12 protein-coding genes and 1 CRISPR repeat array (1 of these 13 cut by a window edge) are annotated in these 20,426 nt (G+C 38.1%); of the genes, 5 read left to right on the top strand and 7 right to left on the bottom strand.

Features of this window, described 5'->3' with window-relative positions:
• Positions 1-1,068: a CRISPR direct-repeat array (repeat unit 46 nt; unit sequence GTTGTGAATTGCTTTCAGTTCTTTAATTTTAAGGATGATTCACAGG) (it extends 935 nt beyond the left edge of the window).
• 109 nt (positions 1,069-1,177) lie between these two features.
• From cas2 to GJ691_RS00895, 4 genes are all read right to left on the bottom strand, one after another.
• Entirely contained in the window at positions 1,178-1,525 is a 348-nt protein-coding gene (gene cas2 / locus GJ691_RS00880; protein ID WP_154362821.1) for a CRISPR-associated endonuclease Cas2, read from the bottom strand.
• A gap of 74 nt (positions 1,526-1,599) precedes the next feature.
• Positions 1,600-2,496 carry a type II CRISPR-associated endonuclease Cas1 gene (cas1, locus tag GJ691_RS00885; RefSeq protein ID WP_154362823.1) on the bottom strand — a complete coding sequence of 299 codons (897 nt, stop codon included), beginning with the start codon at positions 2,494-2,496 and terminating at the stop codon, positions 1,600-1,602.
• A 4-nt stretch (positions 2,497-2,500) separates the two neighbouring features.
• Entirely contained in the window at positions 2,501-6,997 is a 4,497-nt protein-coding gene (cas9, locus tag GJ691_RS00890) for a type II CRISPR RNA-guided endonuclease Cas9 (protein WP_154362825.1), read from the bottom strand.
• A gap of 621 nt (positions 6,998-7,618) precedes the next feature.
• Entirely contained in the window at positions 7,619-9,796 is a 2,178-nt protein-coding gene (locus tag GJ691_RS00895) for a carboxy terminal-processing peptidase (RefSeq protein WP_154362827.1), read from the bottom strand.
• A gap of 206 nt (positions 9,797-10,002) precedes the next feature.
• On the opposite strand from GJ691_RS00895, the gene surE reads away from it, so the two are divergent.
• The 5 genes from surE to GJ691_RS00920 all read left to right on the top strand — a co-directional run bounded on the left by surE (position 10,003) and on the right by GJ691_RS00920 (position 14,933).
• Entirely contained in the window at positions 10,003-10,776 is a 774-nt protein-coding gene (gene surE, locus GJ691_RS00900; protein ID WP_154362829.1) for a 5'/3'-nucleotidase SurE, read from the top strand.
• Positions 10,777-10,844: 68 nt separating this feature from the next.
• Positions 10,845-11,129 (top strand): hypothetical protein, encoded by a 285-nt coding sequence (locus GJ691_RS00905; RefSeq protein WP_154362831.1) that lies wholly within the window; start codon positions 10,845-10,847, stop codon positions 11,127-11,129.
• Between the two features lie 74 nt (positions 11,130-11,203).
• Complete coding sequence (gene lpxB / locus GJ691_RS00910; RefSeq protein WP_154362833.1) at positions 11,204-12,316, top strand: lipid-A-disaccharide synthase; 1,113 nt, start codon at positions 11,204-11,206, stop codon at positions 12,314-12,316.
• Between the two features lie 33 nt (positions 12,317-12,349).
• Positions 12,350-12,907 (top strand): C40 family peptidase, encoded by a 558-nt coding sequence (locus GJ691_RS00915; RefSeq protein WP_154362835.1) that lies wholly within the window; start codon positions 12,350-12,352, stop codon positions 12,905-12,907.
• Between the two features lies 1 nt (position 12,908).
• The gene (locus GJ691_RS00920) at positions 12,909-14,933 is read left to right on the top strand and encodes a ComEC/Rec2 family competence protein (protein ID WP_154362837.1); all 2,025 of its coding nucleotides are present in this window, start codon (positions 12,909-12,911) and stop codon (positions 14,931-14,933) included.
• Positions 14,934-14,943: 10 nt separating this feature from the next.
• Here the strand turns inward: GJ691_RS00920 and GJ691_RS00925 are convergent, their stop codons facing one another.
• The 3 genes from GJ691_RS00925 to GJ691_RS00935 all read right to left on the bottom strand — a co-directional run bounded on the left by GJ691_RS00925 (position 14,944) and on the right by GJ691_RS00935 (position 20,367).
• Entirely contained in the window at positions 14,944-16,728 is a 1,785-nt protein-coding gene (locus GJ691_RS00925) for a peptide MFS transporter (RefSeq protein WP_154362839.1), read from the bottom strand.
• Between the two features lie 89 nt (positions 16,729-16,817).
• Positions 16,818-18,185, bottom strand: coding sequence for a peptide MFS transporter (locus GJ691_RS00930; protein WP_154362840.1), 1,368 nt, complete (start codon positions 18,183-18,185; stop codon positions 16,818-16,820).
• A gap of 16 nt (positions 18,186-18,201) precedes the next feature.
• Complete coding sequence (locus GJ691_RS00935; protein ID WP_154362842.1) at positions 18,202-20,367, bottom strand: S9 family peptidase; 2,166 nt, start codon at positions 20,365-20,367, stop codon at positions 18,202-18,204.
• Positions 20,368-20,426 lie beyond the last annotated feature (59 nt).

Below are 20,426 nucleotides of genomic sequence, written 5' to 3' on the forward strand. Positions count from 1 at the left end.
TTCACAGGTGGTTGATCAACCCGGCGTCCAACATTTCCGTTGTGAATTGCTTTCAGTTCTTTAATTTTAAGGATGATTCACAGGTAGAAAGTCCTGTATATCTAGGTAGTTTAAGTTGTGAATTGCTTTCAGTTCTTTAATTTTAAGGATGATTCACAGGACAGCGATAGGTTTTAGGCATGAGGATATGGTTGTGAATTGCTTTCAGTTCTTTAATTTTAAGGATGATTCACAGGAGCTGCGGAAAAACCCAAAAACAAGAACCCGTTGTGAATTGCTTTCAGTTCTTTAATTTTAAGGATGATTCACAGGAAACCTTATCTATCAATGTCACCATCCATTGTTGTGAATTGCTTTCAGTTCTTTAATTTTAAGGATGATTCACAGGTTCCTTCCAGAAATTCAAGGATAACTTTAGTTGTGAATTGCTTTCAGTTCTTTAATTTTAAGGATGATTCACAGGTTTAATGATTATAGACATTTGTAATGAATGTTGTGAATTGCTTTCAGTTCTTTAATTTTAAGGATGATTCACAGGAAGAAAGGGTCTAACTATGTGATGGACTGTGTTGTGAATTGCTTTCAGTTCTTTAATTTTAAGGATGATTCACAGGTGTTTGTATTTTTTTCTTTGCCATAATCAGTTGTGAATTGCTTTCAGTTCTTTAATTTTAAGGATGATTCACAGGTGGAAAGATACCGAAGCTATCGACGTAATCGTTGTGAATTGCTTTCAGTTCTTTAATTTTAAGGATGATTCACAGGAGATGATAGATGGGTGTTTGATAAGAACTGGTTGTGAATTGCTTTCAGTTCTTTAATTTTAAGGATGATTCACAGGCTATAACTTGTGCCGTTGGTATGCTGCCCTGTTGTGAATTGCTTTCAGTTCTTTAATTTTAAGGATGATTCACAGGTTGAAACCGTCTGCCCGTGTGATTGAGTAGGTTGTGAATTGCTTTCAGTTCTTTAATTTTAAGGATGATTCACAGGAAATAAAAGAATTTGGAATGATACCAACTGTTGTGAATTGCTTTCAGTTCTTTAATTTTAAGGATGATTCACAGGATACCAGCTGCAAAACACTGGTATCCTGTTATTTAAGACCCGTCTTAGGAATAAAAAATGAGTCCTGCAATTAGACCAATATCAAGCTCTAACCACCTATTTTTATATTCTAAAATAATTCCAATTGTTGACTTGGTAGTTCGGGCGGTTGTTCTTTTTGACCATGAAATAGCTCCATCATTCCAAACTGCTTGTCCGTAATCTGCATAATACCCACCTTTCCTTTTTTAGGCAAAGCGCTCTTGGTTCGTTTTATATGAACCGCTGCATTTTCCCGACTGGGACAAAAACGCAGATAAATGCTGAACTGGAACATGGCAAAACCATCGTTCAACAAATCTTTTCTGAACTTAGCGGCATACTTCCTTTCGGTCAAGGTTTCGGTTGGCAAATCAAAAAATACAAGTACCCACATGCTTCGGTATTGGTTTAAGCGTGAAAATCGGTTGTCGCTCATGCCTATATTTTCAAATGGAGACTGTCCGTATTAACCAAATCTTCTTACATTTCACTTTCTATTTCCATGTTATATCATATGAATGTAGGATACAGCAATTTTCTGCTACTACCCTCAAAACATTCATATAAACTATTGGTGGTACGACTCATGGCGTTCATTAACGGGCTTTGTTTCCCATCTATTACCACGTCCATGGCCGGTATACTTAATAGTTCGGCTTTCAAATTCTGGTTCAATTCTTCTAACTGACAACCCGTTTCTACAATATCGTACACCAAAGTATCTACAAAAGGCCGATAGGGTTCCATAATATCATCGGCCAAACAAAAGGCGTTGTACTTATTTCGGTGAAAAATACCTATCGAGGGCAAAAGGCCACTACTGCATAAGGCCCTTGCCGTTACGGCCCTAAGTATCGCATAACCGTAATTCAACAGATTATTAGGAGCCATTCCTTTTTGGTTACGGCTAAAACCTTCTATATCAAATAGGTTTTGAAAGTAAAAAGCCGCAGCATAGGCTTCATGGTTGTCAGTGTCGCCACTTTTGACTTCTTTAGCCCATCTTTTTAATTTAAGGGCATTTTTACCTTGTGCCAAAAGATGTTGAGCCTGGTTTTCTATTTTGGCCATTACGGTTTGTTGCCATAATTGTTTTTTTAGGGGTAAACTGGCATTTAATTGGTGGCGCATACGCTCAGTCTGTTCGCTATGCCCCACTAAAGGTTGTAACATAGAACATGGTAAATGCTGTTTATCGCAGGTTATTACAGCGGTATTATTTTGCACCAGCTTCATCAACAAACCATTGGTCATGGTAATCTGTGGGTTTTCCAATACCACAAACCCTAAATCTTCTATGGGGGTGGTAGCGTCTTTATTGTCTTCCTCTGGAAAACTAACCACCAATTGTTCATTTCTGGAACTAAGGTATGCAGGATTGCCAAAAAAGAGAGTACGTTTAATCATAACACTAAGCTTTGGATATATTTCCGAGTCTGTCTATGTTGAGTTTGATGCATCTTTCTTTAATTCTAATGGCGTTCGAATACATTGTTGTTTCCTGTTTATTTAAACTGCCTAATTCTCCATTTTTAGACTTCGAATCATAATTTTTAACTAAAGATGCTAGTGTATGAAAAATGAAATGACATTCACTTCCTGTACAACTTACCATTTTATACACTCGATTTGCTTTTTCTTGATTAAAATTGTTAAAATCAATTGCACTTGGGTTGGTTAACTCTTCATCGGTTGGAACATAAACTAAATCGTTGGGAGATAACGTAAATAGAAAAGTGCCTTTATTACTGTTGGGCTGTATTGGTAAACGTTCCCTTTTAGGTAAATGTGCCATTTGTTTTTGATGTTCAATAACCTCATTTAACGGTACTGTTTCGTAACTTCTTTTCTGCTTTTTATCATCCCAATACACAGCAAAAAATAGGTTTGTGCCTTTTGCAGCTTCAACGTATTTCATATTCTTTGCTGAATTTTCATTTTCGGATATGGAAAATTTACTTCCTATTTCAAAAAATTTAACTTTGTGTATTGGTTGATGATTTTTACCATTGTTTAAAACGACAATATTTTTGTTCAAATCTTCGATTCCTTCGTCGCTAAAAGCAGCATCAAATTTTATTTTTCCTTTTTCGTCAATATAGTTTTTTAAATGGTGAGGTAAAATCACCTCTCTTATTTGTGGGTCCGTTATTTTAGCTAGGTGTTTTTCGTTTTTAATATCTGCCAAAGCCCCTCTTACAGCAGTTGCTATTTTACCCTTAGGAGTTTCAATATGGTATTTACCAGAAACGGTTTCTTTGTGCATTGCCTTACGTATTGCCCAATTATCTCCCTTGGTTTGTTTTCTAAGTTTTTTAACGGGGTTGCCGTTTTTGTCTAGGTTCAAGTTGCCATTTTCATCTTTGTAAGACCAAAATTTATTGTTAGCTTTATTGATAACCCGCAAGTTTTGCTTAAAACTGATAACTGTTTTTTCTAGTTGTTCTTTAGCCTCAGTTGTAAAACCTTGCCAAGGCATTTGGAATGCTTTGGTATAATCACCTTTTTTGTTTTTAACCAATAACTTATCACGTAAGCCGTAATTTTTATTTTCGGCATTTAAAGCGCTCAAATAGTGCCCATGAATTCTCGTACAACAAGCTACCACCAAAGCGTCTAACGCGTGATGTCGATGGTCTATACGTTTTTTGCTAAAGCCTTTTAGCAATTCATCCGGTACACATGGTATGGTGTTGCCATTGGTATTGGTTGTTGTAAAATCATTGGTTTGTGTTAATTGGTTTAAACGCTCAAACCGTGGTAAAATGAGTTCGTTCCACTTATCGTTTAGCCCCCAATCGTTTTTAAGTTTTGAGGTTACAGAACCAGTTACGGGAATCAAGTTTTTAGATGTTGCTTCTTGTTCTCCTTCTTCACGAACAATGTTGCTCAACAAACCTTTAACCAATTTACTTATGTAGCGGCTGTCGTTCATTTGCCTATTGATGAAACCTTCTGGGATATCTTCACTCAATAGGTTTTTAAGTTTTTGTCGATTGTTTTTGAAGTATTGGTTAACATGGGCTTCGTATTCTGAAAGAACTAATAACTTATGACCATTAATAACGCTGCCACTTTTTTCTTTTAAATATTCAAATGCTGTTTTATTGTCTTTATCTTCGTTTACGGCACTTTCACAAATCACCTTATTGCTCATTGAGTTGTCAAAATAGCGAGACTGCGGTATAATATGTTCTATTTGATATTCGTGCGTAAACAGTTTTGACAACGGTATAGGTTTGCCTGTGTAAGGAGAAATGTAGCCTTGCTCTAGCCATAAGCGATAACGCTGAATTTCCTTTTGTGTTGGGCTGTTATTGCGTCTAATTTTAGTGATTTCATCTTCGCTAACTCTTGAATAATCCACCTTTGGATTTTGGTAAACGCCTTCTTCATAGATTTTTAATAAATCTTGTTGACTAGGCGAATAATCCCTCACATCACCCTGTATAGAAACATCGTTCATCAAATCTTTTAAAACTTCTCTAATACGATGATTGGTATTTTCGTTTTCGGTGTTTCTATCTGAAATTCTTTTTCGCTTATCCGCTGGGTTTTTCATTTCACGACCTAGCTCTACATGAATTTCATTGAAAAATTCAGGTTGGCTTTCTCCGTGGTGTTTCCAAATGTCACGTACCACCCGTAATGTTTCTGTAACTACTTGCTCTACAATAGGATTGCGAAGCGAGTGCTGTTTAAAGTTTTTAAGATAAGTGTCTATATCTTCTGGAGTTTTCCAATTTTGGATATCACCAATCTCTGAGTGCCTACCATAAACCAAATACGTAGCTTGATAAGTATTTAAGCCGGTTAAAGGATTTTTATCTTTAAACGGCACAAAACTTTTTATTAGTTGCTTTTTTACGTCATCATCACTAACATTTGCTATAGCTTCAGATAATTCTTTAGTGTTGTAATCCTCTTTTAAGTTTAGCGCATTTACCCTTTCCATAATTTCAGAAACACGCTTTTTTACTTGCTCTGAAATATCATTTTCGTTCCAATACTTACCCCTACGCATTAAAGGCAATAACTTGTTTAACGCTTTTTTAGAGTAGCTACCATAATCACTTTTAAAAGGGGGGAATTTGATAAAATTATCTACAAAAGACAATTTGTCTATATGATGCTTACTTGCAAATTTTTCTAAAGCAGATTTGTATTCCTTGATATCTGAAACCGAATAGATAATATGCCACAATTGCTCGATTATAGTTACAAAAGGACTGTTATCTTTATTGCCGAGTTTTGTTTTTGAATCTAAAAATGTGTTGACGTCATCAATACCTTCAACTTTGGTAAGGCGCGAAATAAATTGTGCCCGGGTTTCTGCAAAAGGGTATTTTTTATCTTCAACATAATTCCATCTGTAATGATCTTTTTCAGTTTTATTGATTAGTTTTTTGTCAATGAAATATTTTATGAACTGACTTTGTTCTAATTCCTTTTTGCTCTGTAAAAAGTCAAACAATTTCACCCAATCTTCTTCGTTTGGTAATAACTTTTTAGTTTCATCAGTCAGCTCACCTTTATCCGTAGCTACTTTATTATAGATTTTTAAGTTTTGTAACCACTGCCAATTTCTAAACTCTTGAAATAAAGGATGGGATTTTGGAATAGCTTTTACAGCTTGCTTAACTTCCTCTTTATTGCCTGTGTCTTTATTTGTTTTAAAATAAATACGCTGCTCTAGCTGACAACCGGAAATATTAGATTTTTGACTTTTAAGTGGACGCTGATAAAAAATAATATCATCCATCAATAAATAGAGAAAGTCCCGGTTTATTATGGCATTTTTGTGGGCTTCATTTCTAGGGTATAATTCTTCTATACAAGCTTTGTATAACTCGGCAGAAAAAAGATCGGATTGTAGCTCAATTTGTTTGGCTAATATTTTTTTTAATTCCTCTTTGTAGAACTTCCGTTCGATGGTTTTTACAAGTTTACCTCTTATTTTCTGGGTTGGGTTTTCAAGTAAAGTTTCATAAATAAATTCGCCTACTGTTTTGTCTGAACGCTCGATATCCTGTTCGGTTTTTGCCTTTATGGCGGCCCAATCTTTTTCGGAATCAACTGCTTTATAGGTTCTTTTTATATCTCCATTTTTGAGTGTTTTTGTAGTTACTATAAATTCTTTTGTTCTATCTATCCAATCTTCGGTTTTAACTATTTGTTTATCGTATTTCCAACCGTTTTCAAAAATCACATCAAATAGTGGTTTTCCTTTCACGGCTTCGCCAGAGTCAATAACTTCCTTAACCTTCAGCTCTACAAATTGTTTGTCTTTTTCATCATCTAGTTCTTCTCCACGTAATTGATAATACCCGCGTTTTTGATTAAAATTTAGAATAATCCAAGCCAACTCGTGTTTGGTTAATGGCTGTGAAAGCGCTTTTTTACGTAAATAATAGAGTGTCCAGTCATAAGGTATTTTAGTTTCTTTTCCGTTGGGTTTTACATAAAACAACTCAGGTTGGTCTTTTTTAAATTCGGCAACCATCTCATTAAAAGAGGATTGAAAAATAAACTCGTATTTACCATGTGCTTTAGGTTTATAGTTGAGTTTTATTTCTTTGCCTTCCTTAAATTGGCCTAATCGTTTTTCAAAATCGATATGTTCGGCATAATGCTGTGGTAAAAAATCAAGTATATTCAATACGCGATGCAAACGTTCTCTACGTAAATTATCACGTTGGTATAAACGTCTTATACCACGGTAAGCCGTTCTCTCTGCTGTCTGAGAATGTGATTGGCCTGCATCAAATTTCCCTAAAATGTCAGCGCTCATAGGTATAATACGAACGCCTAAGTCATTAATCTGCCCTTCTTTTTTTTCGAAATTGTGTTGTATTAAGCTCCACCCAATACTGTTGGTTCCCAAATCCAAACCTAATATTCGTTTCATTTATATAGAGTTTTTTTAAATTTAAAAATAACCGTGCTCATTACCTTACAGAAAAGCGTAATGCCATTAATAATCTTTTTTTTACATTTACAGTACTGAAAGCAATTCACAATAAGGATTATTCCGTTGTGAAAACATTTAAAGCGGCATTGGTTTAATCTAATGTCGCTTTCTTTTTTACTCTTAAGGCTTCACGAACGCAAACCAATTCATTACTCTGCGAGTAAAACATTTAAGCCGCCTCGACTTCCAATTCGGAGCTTTTTTATTCTTAAATGTGACAATGACTCCAGTACAATGATAATTTACTTGACCATACTTTTACCAAGTGATAAAATCTTCCATAATCAATGCTATCACTTTTAATTTTTCAATAGGTTTAGAACCCCATACATTCATCCTCTATAGGGCCTTAAAGCCTATGCGCCCTAGAAACGCCGACTTTAGTTACTTGTAGAAATAGTAACCTTTGTAGTATTAAATGTAAGAAAAATAAAAGGTTTGTCGGTATATACATAAAATGAAAACCCAAACTTTTTGGAAGGCCATTTTCTCATCTGTGCACAAAAAAACCCTGACACTAACGGTCAGGGTTCTCATTTGTATTATTTGTATGGCTTATTAGCCTTTTACACTGGCCAATTTAGCTTGCTTCAAGTTGTTCATCTTAAGGTCTTGTAAAACGTTTACGGCCTCTTCAACATAAATATCCTTGGCAAGGTTCTTATGCCAGCGATCTCTTTTCTCTCTTAAATCGGCATCTTGGGTAAACAATTCCTCTTCATACTTTAAGGATTTGAAAGTCAACTTTGAATCATATTCGGTCAACGACTTAAAGTAATCAGATTGTTTTTTGTCTTTTTCCTCTTCCGCCTTATAAGTATCGTAATTCAATGAAATAAGATCTTCATTCTGTTCCTGTTTGATCCATTTGGCATTTTCCTCGATCAATTTAATTTGAGGATTGGCCGCCATACGTTTCTTGCTATTGGCAACGGTTTGTTCGTAGTCGATATAACCGTCCCAAATATCATATTGGGCCGGGCTGATCTTATCCCACTTTAAAGGATTGGATTGATCCCTTTCGCCTAAATCGATATAACTATACTTGTCCGGAACAACAACATCGCTCTTTACACCTTCTAACTGTGTTGAGCCCCCATTGATCCTATAAAACTTTTGCGTGGTCAACTTTATGGCCCCTAAGTCGCCATGTTCATTGCTACGAACTATATTTTCCAATGGAATCACATTTTGAACCGTTCCTTTACCGAACGTTTGTTTACTACCGATTACAATCGCTCGCTTATAGTCTTGCATGGCAGCGGCCAAAATTTCCGAAGCTGAAGCCGAAAGCTCATTCACTAAAATCACTAAAGGACCGTCCCACTGAATGCGTTCATCCTTATCATCATATACATCTTTTCCTTGACCATTGGATCGCACCTGTACTATTGGTCCGTCTTTTATGAACAACCCGGCCATTTCTACCACGGTCTTTAACGATCCACCTCCATTGTCACGCAAATCAAGAATTAAGCCTTCCGCGCCTTCCTGTTTTAAACGTTCAACTTCTTTGGCCACATCAGTAGCTGCATTACGCTCAGAATAATCATTGAAATCAACATAAAACTTAGGAAGATTGATCAACCCGAATTTCTGGTCTCCTTTAATGATGTTGGCAGATTTGGCATAAGACTCTTCAAGCTCAACCACATCCCTTGTCAAAGAAATGACCTCAATAGACCCATCTACTTTTCTTACGGTAAGATCAACTATGGTACCTTCTGGGCCTTTTATCAATTTGATGGCATCGTCTAAACGCATACCAACAATATCTATTGGATCTTTACCATCTTGACCTACACGAATGATCTCATCGCCCACTTCCATACGTTGATCTCTCCAAACCGGTCCTCCGGAAATAATCTCAACGACCTTGGCCCCTTCTGGTTTCTTTTGTAAACGTGCACCGATTCCTTCAAACTTACCCGACATACTTACATCGAACTTTTCCTTATCCTCCGGTGCAAAATAAAAGGTATGGGGGTCAAATTCATCTACAATGGTATTGATATACTGAACGAACCAATCTTTTCTTTCCAAATCATCGATAAAATCAAAAAATTCGTCCAGGGTTTTCTCTGTAGCCTCCCTAGCCGCTTTCTCCGCCTCTTCGGGTGTCAATGGTTTTTTCACCTCCTCTGGGGCAGCTTCTGAATTCACATCAAATACTTCCTCCTTTTTAGCTTCCGCATCTTTTTTAGAACGGGTCAATTTAGAATCGTATGTGCCAATGGTAGCATATTTCAATTGTTTTCTCCAACGCTCTTTAAGCTCATTCCTTGAAGCTGCAAAAGGCTCATTTTCATATTTGATACTGATACTCTCCTCAATGGAATAATCGAAAGGCTCTTTCAACACCTCTTTATAAATTCCTTTAGCCTCGTTCATACGTTTAATGAGTCGATCGTATACCGCATTGAAAAATGTGATATCGGTATTGTTGATCTGATCATCGATTTGAAATTTATATTGTTCAAATTCTGTAATATCACTTTGTAAAAAATATCTTTTTGTGGGGTCTAGGACATCAATGAAATCCTCGAACACATGTACCGAGAAATCGTCATCGATCGATTTTGGCTCATAATGCCCCCTTTCCAATACGTACGTGATAAGATCCAACAACAATTTATCCTTGTCATCATTCTCGAAATCATAAGATTTATTGGTGAAACTGCAAGATGCAACGGCAACAAGCATAACAGTTAGGGCGTAGGCAAGATTCCTTTTCATAAATTATTCTTTGCTATTTTATACTTCTCTTTTCTTTAAAAAAACAAGGATTACGCACAACCTTATTATGGTCGGGGCGCAACCAATTCCCTAATATACTGAAAAAACCGTGCCAGCACTTAAGCCTGAGCCATTAAATTTTTGTTAAACACCATATGGGAACTTCTGTTTTTTTAAACGTATTTTTACCTAATAAAGTATAAAAAATGAAAAAACCGCTAATTCTGGTTACCAATGATGACGGAATTACCGCACCGGGACTAAGGGCCCTCATACGTTTTATGTCAGAAATCGGGGAGGTAGTCGTCGTTGCACCTGACAGCCCACAATCCGGAATGGGCCATGCAATTACCGTTGATGACACCCTTCAGGCATCAAAAGATGACAAAGAAAGTCCTGATGGTGCCTTGGTCGAATATAGCTGTAGTGGCACACCGGCCGATTGTGTAAAATTAGCACTCCAAGAAATATTGGACCGTAAGCCCGACATCTGCATTAGCGGTATAAACCATGGTTCCAATGCATCGATCAACGTCATATATTCAGGAACCATGAGTGCGGCAATAGAAGCGGGAATCGAAGGTGTACCCGCCATCGGTTTCTCATTATGTGACTATTCATGGAATGCCAATTTTGAATTTGCCCGTGAAGCTATCAAAAGCATCGTTAGTGAGGCTCTTCATAATAAAATGCCAAAAGGCGTTGTGCTCAATGTCAATATTCCGAAAATGGAAGCCGATCTGCCCAAGGGAATAAAAATATGCCGACAGGCACGTGCCAATTGGAAAGAAAAATTTGACAAAAGAATCAACCCCAGAGGAAAGGAATACTATTGGCTTACCGGAGAATTTGAATTGTTGGACAAAGGGGAAGATACCGATGAATGGGCGCTTGCCAATGGTTATATCTCTGTTGTCCCCACCCAATTCGACCTTACAGCACACCATGCCATTCAAGAACTCAATAGCTGGAGTTTATAATTTTTAATGATGGATAACGTTGTTGACACTTTAATATTTATATCATATCTGAATTTGAGAATTTACCCATGAACACTAAAAAAGAAATTATCATCGGTTTCATTATTGGGATAATAGCGAATACAATAGGTACGTTGGCCTATATACTCCTGTTTTCCGATTTTGGGATCGTAGAGACTTTTGAAGCCGCCATTCAACAAGGACATGTTGGCAGTTTGCTGGCATTAGGGGCTATTTTAAATTTAGCCGCCTTTTTCGGGTTCCTTAAAATTCGAAGGGACAACCGTGCCAAAGGAGTATTGATCGCGACACTACTTACTGCTTTGGTCATTTTGTATTATAAAGTATTTTAAAATCCTACCTTAAGGACTGAATAAGAATATAAAACGGATGTCACTTTGAAATCGGTTTTGAACTTGAACAAATCATGAAATACTATATTATAGCTGGGGAAGCCTCGGGAGACCTTCATGGATCTAATTTGATTAAGGCATTAAGACATAAAGATACCGAAGCCGAAATTAGATGCTGGGGCGGGGATCTTATGCAGGCAGCAGGCGGAACTTTAGCAAAACACTATAAAGAGTTGGCCTTTATGGGATTCCTAGAGGTCATTATGAATTTAGGTACCATTTTCGCCAATATCAAATACTGTAAAAATGATATCTCCCAATTTGACCCTGATGTGATTATTTTTATCGATTACTCCGGTTTTAACCTACGGATAGCGGAATGGGCAAAGCAACAAAATTACAAGACGAATTATTATATCTCACCGCAAATATGGGCCTCTAGGGAAGGTAGGATCCATAAAATAAAAAAGAATATCGATGCCATGTACGTTATTCTGCCATTTGAAAAGGCATTTTATGAAGAGAAACATGGTTTTCCGGTACATTTCGTTGGCCATCCCCTTATCGATGCAATAGACAATCGAGATGTTATCGATGAACAGACCTTTAGAAAACAAAACGATCTAGATAACGGTAAACCCATTATCGCTTTACTTCCTGGTAGCCGTAAACAAGAGGTTACGAAAATGCTAACGACCATGCTATCGGTAACCGAGGATTTTCCAGATTACCATTTTGTCATTGCCGGTGCCCCTAGTTTGGACAATACATTTTATGCACCGTTTTTAAAAAACGCAAACGTGGGTTTTGTGGCCAATAAAACCTATTCCCTATTAAGCATATCCCATGCCGCTTTGGTCACAAGTGGTACGGCTACCCTGGAAACCGCTTTGTTCAAAGTACCCCAAGTGGTTTGCTATAAGGCCAATTGGATATCTTACCAAATAGCAAAACGTATTATTACCTTAAAATATATTTCATTGGTAAACCTGATCATGGATCAAGAGATCGTCAAGGAATTGATCCAGAATGACCTTACCACCAAAAACCTCAAGGGTGAACTCTCAAAAATAATAAGAGGAAAAGGCCGGGAAGATCAATTAAAGGCTTATAAACTATTGGAACAGAAACTGGGAGGTAAAGGGGCCAGTGCCAAGGCTGCCAACTTAATTGTAGAAAATGTTTAAATTTGGTATCCAAAGACAATCTATAATCCTTGGATGAAAAGAATCTTACCCCTTATATTACTACCCTTACTTTTTTTAGGCAGCTGCGCGACCAAAAAAAGAACCACCCATTCCAAGGAACGTAAAATATCGGTTGCCGCTTCTCCCCGCAATTCAATGGAAGAAGCACCTGACCCGGTGTTGGAAACCCCGGAAAACCCAGCAGCAGCATCCAAAATCAACAACATTATCAATACGGCCCTAACCTATTCGGGAGTGCGCTATAAATACGGGGGAACAACAAAAAAAGGAATGGATTGCTCAGGACTACTTTATGTGGCCTTTAAAAAGAATGATGTTGATTTACCCAGGGTTTCCTCTGCCATGGCCAATGAAGGTAAACGTATTCGGGTAAACCAAGTAGAAAAAGGTGACCTATTGTTCTTCAAAACCCGAAAAGGCAAAAAAATAAACCATGTTGGTCTAGTGGTCGCCGTGGAAAATGATGACATTAAATTTATACACGCCTCAACTTCTAGAGGTGTAATCGTTTCCTCCCTGCGTGAAGGGTATTGGAATTATGCGTTTGTAAAAGCCAATAGGATCCTTTAAAATGAAATTGCTTCAATTTATCCCTATTAAGCTAACCATGCTTTTAGTTTTGGGGATTCTTACAGGCTACTATCTTGATACCGGAATTATAGGCCCCATAATTTTAACCCTATTATCGTTAACAGTTCTTGGTTATTTGTTTTTCTCCAAAAAGGTTACAAATGCCTTTACCTTTGGAGGAGTTACGGCCATTACTACACTTTTTATTGGGGTAATGATCATAGGGGTTGCACAACCAAAGAATTATGCCGATCATTATTCAAATCAGCACACCAGCGAAATAGGGGAATGGAAATTAAAGGTTACCGAAGTTTTAAAAAGCTCCACATTTTCTAACCGCTTCATTGCCGATGTTGTAGCGTTGAATACCAAAAAAGTATCTGGCAAAATTATCTTGAGCCAGGCAATAGATTCAACCCAAAAATCCTTAGAAGTAGACGATGAATTGGTAGTTCTAACCCATAAAACGGAAATAACCCATCCTTTAAATCCCCATCAATTCAACTATAAGGACTATTTGGAAAAACAGGGAATCTACGACCAATTAAAATTGAACAACCAGAACACCCTCGTACTTGAAAATCCGAAGAAGACCCTTTTCGGCGCTACAGCGACTTTAAGGAACAATATTAGAACCTCTTTACAGAAAGCAGGTTTCGGAGAAAATGAATTTGGAATTATACAAGCATTGTTCCTGGGGCAAAGGAACGATATTACCGATGCGACCTATACGGCCTACAAAAATGCCGGGGCCGTTCATATTCTGGCCGTTTCCGGCCTACATATTGGGATTCTCCTTTTGTTCTTGCAATTTTTACTGCGCCCTATGGAAATGCTTCCGAAAGGAAAAACCTTAAAACTAATAACAATTGTGATCCTGCTTTGGGGCTTTGCCTTATTGGCAGGTTTATCTGCCTCAGTGGTTCGCGCGGTGACCATGTTCTCTTTTGTGGCATACGCCCTTTATTTGAACAGGCCCAGCAATACATTCAATATTTTGGCATTGTCCATGTTCTTCATTCTTTTGGTGATAGACCCTATGCTATTGTTCCATGTTGGTTTTCAAATGAGTTATGCCGCTGTTTTTGCCATTGTATGGATCTTTCCTCTTTTACAAAAATTCTGGTACCCCAAAAATTGGTTGGTGAACAAAGTATGGCAATTGCTCTCTGTCAGTATTGCCGCCCAAATCGGGGTTTTACCCATTAGCTTGTTTTATTTTCATCAATTTCCGGGTCTGTTTTTTATATCGAACTTATTGATCATACCCTTCTTGGGATTCATATTGGGGCTGGGTATTATCGTTATCGCCTTGGTTGTTATTGATTTTGCCCCGGAGGAACTTATTACGGTCTACAATTATATAATAGGTCTAATGAACGGTATTATTGATTGGGTAGCCCAACAGGAAGCCTTTATATTTTGGAATATCCCATTTGACCCCGTTCAAGTTATCCTAACATATGCCTTTCTGATAGCATTGATATGGGTGTTGAATTCATTTACCTTCAGGCGATTATCAATTGCCCTATTTTGTGTCATTGCAATACAATTTTGGTCTATCTACCAATTATACCAGACCAAGAACATTGAGGAACTTTTAGTGGCACATCAGACTAAAAATACGATAATAATGCATCGGTCAGGACCCCACCTTACGGTCTTTACCCAAGATAGTATCACATCAAAAAACTTAGTTGAGGATTATGCCGTTGGGGAGCATATTACCACACATTCCTTTAAACCACTTTCGAATGCTTATGCAATAGACGGACGAAAACTGACAATAAGTGATAGCCTAGGTATTTCCCTTAAAACCATCGATAGTTTAGACTATATGGTATTGACACAATCCCCTAAAATTAATCTGGAACGACTGCTGGATTCTTTAAACCCAAAAATATTGATAGCCGATGGCAGCAATTATCGAAGTTATATTCAACGTTGGGAAACAACATGCCTCCAAAAAAACATACCCTTTCACTATACCGGTACCAAAGGCGCTTTTAAATTGAAGCTTGAATAAAGCCTTGGGGTTACCGAACGCCGTGCATCAGTTTTTTCAATACGGGATTTAAGACAATGGATATAAAACCTACACCGATAGGCACCAGAGTGAAAATCAAAAAGAAAATACTGAGTGAATATTCTTCCGAAATCTTATCGATCATTCCTCCCATAGTCCCGGCAGCTTTTTGACCAATGGCAATGGCCAAATACCATATACCGAACATAAAGCCGATCATTCTAGCGGGCACCAATTTACTAAGATAGGAAAGACCCACAGGTGATAGGCACAATTCGCCCATGGTATGCAACAAATAGGCCAAGATCAAGAAAACCATACTTACCGAGGCTGTTTTAGCCCCTTGTGGAATTCCCATGGTACCATAAGATAAAATGGCGAAACCGAGTCCGAGCAAAATCAGTCCCAAGCCATATTTCATTGCGGCACTAGGATTGTACTTACTCTCCCACCATCTAGAAAACAATGGCGCCAAGGTTATGATGAAAAAAGAATTCAATATCCCGAACCAAGAGGCTTCTATCTGGTTGCCTTCTTGTGTAAACTTGTCATTCAATCTATATAAGACCAATATCCAAATACCTACAAAGGCCAATCCCAAAATAATATTTGAAAGTCCTATTTTCGAGTAGGTTTTTTTAAATAAAAGAATCAACACCCAAGTTATGATCATAAGGGGAACGGTGGTCAATAATGCATCGACAATTTTAAAGATCATAGCGGAAGAACCAACCAGGTCACGGTTGGTATAATCCCTTGCGAACAAGGTCATTGACCCTAGCGATTGCTCAAAAGCCGCAAAGAAAAATACGGTGAACAAGCCAAATATGGCCACTGCGATTATCCTATCCCTAACAATAGGTATATATCTAGATACCCTGGAAACCAGAAGGATCAAGAACAGGACAAGTGCCGTTAAAATAACAACCGAAGAACCGTCTAAATTGCCGACTTTAAAAGGAAGTAAATTCACTTCACCGATTTTGGACAATGGATCATTAAAAAGGTACAACAATCCGCCAATGGCCGAAACCCCTATCAGGATATAGTCGAGAAGGGTAAACGGATTCAATTTTTCATCAACACTTGTTTCTTCGACTACAGCCGGACTTTCCTCATTTATATTTTGAGGAAGTTCAACTTCATATTTTTTAGAAGGTTTAGCCCCAACCCCACCGAAAAGGTTCTTTGCCATTAGAAATTGAAGCATCCCAAAAAACATGAATATCCCTGCAAGGCCAAAGCCCCAAGACCATCCTACATTTTCGGCCAAGTAACCACAGAGCATCATTCCGAAGAAAGCACCGGCATTTACCCCCATATAGAAAATGGTATAGGCCCCATCTTTTTTAGATTCCTTTCCCTTGTACATCTCGGAAATAATGGATGTAATGTTCGGTTTAAAAAATCCCGTACCGATAACCAATAAAGCCAAGCCTAAATAGAATGTTGCCGTCGTTTCCAAAGCCATTGAGGCATGGCCAAGTGTCATAATGGTACAACCGATCACTACGGCGATGCGATAACCTGTGAATTTATCCGCAATATAACCTCCAATAATAGGAGTTAAATATAATAAGGAAGCATAGGTACCTATTAATGCCAACGCATGTTCCCTGGGCCATTCCCAACCGGGATTATCACTGATAATGGGGGCCGTAAGAAACAACACCAATAAAATACGCATTCCATAAAACGAAAAACGTTCCCACATTTCAGTAAAAAATAGAACGAACAATCCTGCCGGATGTCCAAGAACCTTGTCTTTGAATAAATTTTCAATATCGGTATTCATCAATCATAAATTTAAATGCCAATTACCACTACTATCTTTTATTCATTACAGAAAACCGGTTCTAGTAGCTTTTTGGCGTGTTAAAGCCCTTAAGCCTCCTCTGCTGTTATAACATGTTCATTATCCTCAGCCCCATGGGTCAAGGCCTTTAATTTTTTTATAAATAGGAGAATAAGGAATCCGAAAAGAATACAGAAAATGGCAATTCCCGTAAAAACGGTATACTCGCCAAATTCAGATGCGGACTCACCCAATAGGCCAGCCAATTTATTGCCAAAACCTGTCGTTGCAAAATACAGCCCCATCATAAGCGAGGCATATTTGGCAGGTGCTAATTTTGTAACAAAAGACAAAGAAACCGGTGAAAGACTCAACTCACCAACGGTATGGAACAAATAGGCCAAAACCAACCAATACATGGCCGATGAACCTGAACTTTGATACTCAGCAGTGGCCGCTGTCATGAACAAAAATCCGGTTCCCATAATCATTAGTCCAATGATCATTTTAAAAAGTGAAGAAGCTTCTTTTCCTTTTAATTTACGTTTGGCCCAATAGCCAGCAACAATAGTTCCCAAGGTTATAATGAAAAAGGCGTTCAATGATTGAAACCATGAGGCGGGCACTTCCCAACCCAACAACATTCTGTTGGTGTAATCTTTTGCATATATGTTCATTAAGCCCCCTGCTTGTTCAAAAGCCCCAAAAAAGACGATAACCATAAAAAAGGAAAGAATCAAAACGATTACCCTATCCTTTTCAATTTTGGACAATGGCCTTTTCAAAGCTTCTCGATCTTCAGCATTTTCAGACTTACCTAAGTAACCACCAACTCCTTTAAGATACTTTTGACCATATACAAACTGAATAAGTCCAAAGAGCATACAAATACCAGCAAGGCCAAAACCATAATGCCAGCCGTAGACTTCCCCGACGTACCCAACAATCAAACTGGATAAAAATGCCCCAACGTTAATTCCAATGTAAAAAATAGTGAAACCTTTATCCCTGCGAATATCCCCCGGTTTATATAGTCCACCGACCATTGTTGAAATATTCGGCTTTAACATGCCCACACCGGCTATTATAAAACCAAGACCGGTATAAAATGCCCACATTTGTTCAATAGCCAAAACACTATGACCTATTACAAGTAAAATGGCCCCTACAATTACCGCTTTTTTCTGGCCCAACAGTCTATCAGCAATTATACCCCCTGGAATGGAAGCAACATATACCAGCATGGTATACCAGCCATATAGGGCCAAGGCCTCTCCGTTGGTCCAACCCAAACCAGGGTTTTTATCGGTTGTCTGAGTCACAAGATAAAGTACTAAGATCGCCCTCATTCCATAATAGGAGAAACGCTCCCACATTTCAGTAAAAAATAGTACGTACAACCCTACTGGATGTCCGAAAAGTTCTTTTTGATGTGCTGGTTTATCAATGACTGCCATATATATTTTGAATTGGTTATAGATTTGCTTTTATAAAATCGGTCATCTTAGTAAAAAGATGTATTCGGGTGTTCCCGCCATATATCCCGTGGTTCCTATCGGGATAAATAGCCCAATCGAACTGTTTGTTCGCCTGAACCAAAGCCTCGACCATGCGCATGGTATTCTGTACATGAACATTATCGTCCCCTGATCCATGGATCAATAAATATTTACCTTTCAGTAATTCAGGATAGTTGAAAGGCGAATTATCGTCATAGCCACTTGCATTCTCTTGCGGAGTCTGCATGTAGCGCTCTGTATAAATCGTGTCATAAAACCTCCATGACGTTACTGGGGCAACCGCAATGGCGGTTTCAAAAACATCGTTCCCCTTTAGGATGCAATTGGTAGACATAAAGCCACCATAGCTCCAACCCCAAATTCCCGTTCTATTTTCGTCAATGAATGAAAGTTCGCTTAATTTTTTAGCCGCTGCGATTTGGTCCTCTACTTCATATTTACCCAATTCCTTTTGGGTGATTTTCTTAAAATCCCTACCCTTGAATCCGGTTCCCCTACCATCTACACATGCGATAACATATCCTTCCGAAGCCAACATTTGGTGCCAAAAATCATTGGCCCCCATCCATCTATTAGCAACTTGCTGTGATCCCGGACCACTATATTGGAACATCAAAAGCGGATATTTCTTCGAAGCATCAAAATTTGATGGCTTTATCATGTACATATTCAGGTCATTGCCATTGATCGCCAACGTTGAAAATTCTTTTGGGGAAGCATCATACCCCTTTAACATATCGGCCAGTGCCCTGTTATCCTTTATATCTTTCAACTTTTCACCGGTCAAAGCCTTGTGTAAAGTAAAACGATAGGGTGTTGCTGCGCTGGAAAAGGTATTTATGAAGTAAGAGAAATCGGCACTGAAAGATGCTGCATTCGTTCCCGTTTCGGCAGCAAGCGCCTTTTTCTTTTTGCCATTGCTCTCTATACTGTAAACCCCTCGGTTAATAGAGCCATTCTCGGTAGACTGGTAATAGATCTTATCCTCATTCTGGTCGTAACCGTAATAATCGGTGACTTCCCATTTCCCTTTGGTAATTTGGTTCATCATTTCCCCATCAGGGTTATAGAGGTACAAATGATTATAGCCGTCCCTCTCACTTGACCAAATAAAACTGTCATCGGCCATAAAGGTTAGGTTGTCATTAATATCCACATAGGCTTCATCCTTTTCTTCCAACAAAACGTTCACCGAACCGCTCTTTGCATTTACGGCATATAATTTTAAATGGTTCTGATGCCTATTGAGAGTCGTTACACTTAAATAATCGGCATTGTTCATCCATTTGATACGCGGAATATAATAAGGATCCCCTAAATCTATTTTTGTCGTGTTCCGGGAAGACACATCGAACATATGCAAGGACACCAAGGCATTGTTCTCCCCCGCCTTTGGGTATTTGAAAACATATTGGTACTGATATAGGTCTTTACCGTAGAAATCCATGGAAAACTCAGGAACATTGGTCTCATCAAAACGAAGAAATGCAATTTTCGTCCCGTCGGAATTCCATGCAAAAGCCCTGACGAAAGCAAATTCCTCTTCATAGACCCAATCGGTAATCCCATTAATTACTTTATTTGATTCCCCATCGTTGGTAATTTGACTTGTTTCACCACTTTCGATATTGAAAATATAAAGATTATTGGCCCTGACATAAGCTATCTGACGACCATCCGGAGAAAGTAAAGGTTCCTGTATTTTCTCGTTGGACACCTTTACTGCAGATTTTGAAGCTATATCATAAACATAATAAATCCCCAATTTCGAATGTCTGTAAATGGGTTCCAGATCAGTTGCCAAAAGCACCTTACTTTCGTCCTCACTAAAACTATAAGAGCTAAAACCCGGAATGGCTTCACTATCGTTTGAACTAAGAATGGTTTCAACCTTTTCCAAGGTAGCATAATCGTATTTATCTATGCTGGAAGAATTATTACCCCTATTATAATTCAGCAAGGTATATTGCTCTCCGTTTTTCATTGACCGAAGCACTTCCATGCTATTGGTCCTAAAAGTTCCTCGATATATTTCTTCAATAGTGATTTTCTTCCCTTGTGCAAATGTAATGGCAACAAAACCAACCATTAGCAACAAGAGCATATGACGTTTATTCATCTTTTTTGGGATAGGTGACAAAAATAGGTCAAGTTTAGTGAATATTTTACAATTAATTA

This window comes from Maribacter luteus (genome assembly GCF_009674825.1).
GTDB classification, from domain to species: domain Bacteria; phylum Bacteroidota; class Bacteroidia; order Flavobacteriales; family Flavobacteriaceae; genus Maribacter_A; species Maribacter_A luteus.

Coding starts and splice junctions, on each gene's coding strand:
- cas9 (WP_154362825.1), bottom strand. CDS start 6,997: ATGAAACGAATATTAGGTTTGGATTTGGGAACCAACAGTATTGGGTGG.
- lpxB (WP_154362833.1), top strand. CDS start 11,204: ATGAAATACTATATTATAGCTGGGGAAGCCTCGGGAGACCTTCATGGA.
- cas2 (WP_154362821.1), bottom strand. CDS start 1,525: ATGAGCGACAACCGATTTTCACGCTTAAACCAATACCGAAGCATGTGG.
- GJ691_RS00920 (WP_154362837.1), top strand. CDS start 12,909: ATGAAATTGCTTCAATTTATCCCTATTAAGCTAACCATGCTTTTAGTT.
- GJ691_RS00935 (WP_154362842.1), bottom strand. CDS start 20,367: ATGAATAAACGTCATATGCTCTTGTTGCTAATGGTTGGTTTTGTTGCC.
- GJ691_RS00915 (WP_154362835.1), top strand. CDS start 12,350: ATGAAAAGAATCTTACCCCTTATATTACTACCCTTACTTTTTTTAGGC.
- GJ691_RS00930 (WP_154362840.1), bottom strand. CDS start 18,185: ATGGCAGTCATTGATAAACCAGCACATCAAAAAGAACTTTTCGGACAT.
- GJ691_RS00925 (WP_154362839.1), bottom strand. CDS start 16,728: ATGAATACCGATATTGAAAATTTATTCAAAGACAAGGTTCTTGGACAT.
- GJ691_RS00895 (WP_154362827.1), bottom strand. CDS start 9,796: ATGAAAAGGAATCTTGCCTACGCCCTAACTGTTATGCTTGTTGCCGTT.
- surE (WP_154362829.1), top strand. CDS start 10,003: ATGAAAAAACCGCTAATTCTGGTTACCAATGATGACGGAATTACCGCA.
- GJ691_RS00905 (WP_154362831.1), top strand. CDS start 10,845: ATGAACACTAAAAAAGAAATTATCATCGGTTTCATTATTGGGATAATA.
- cas1 (WP_154362823.1), bottom strand. CDS start 2,496: ATGATTAAACGTACTCTCTTTTTTGGCAATCCTGCATACCTTAGTTCC.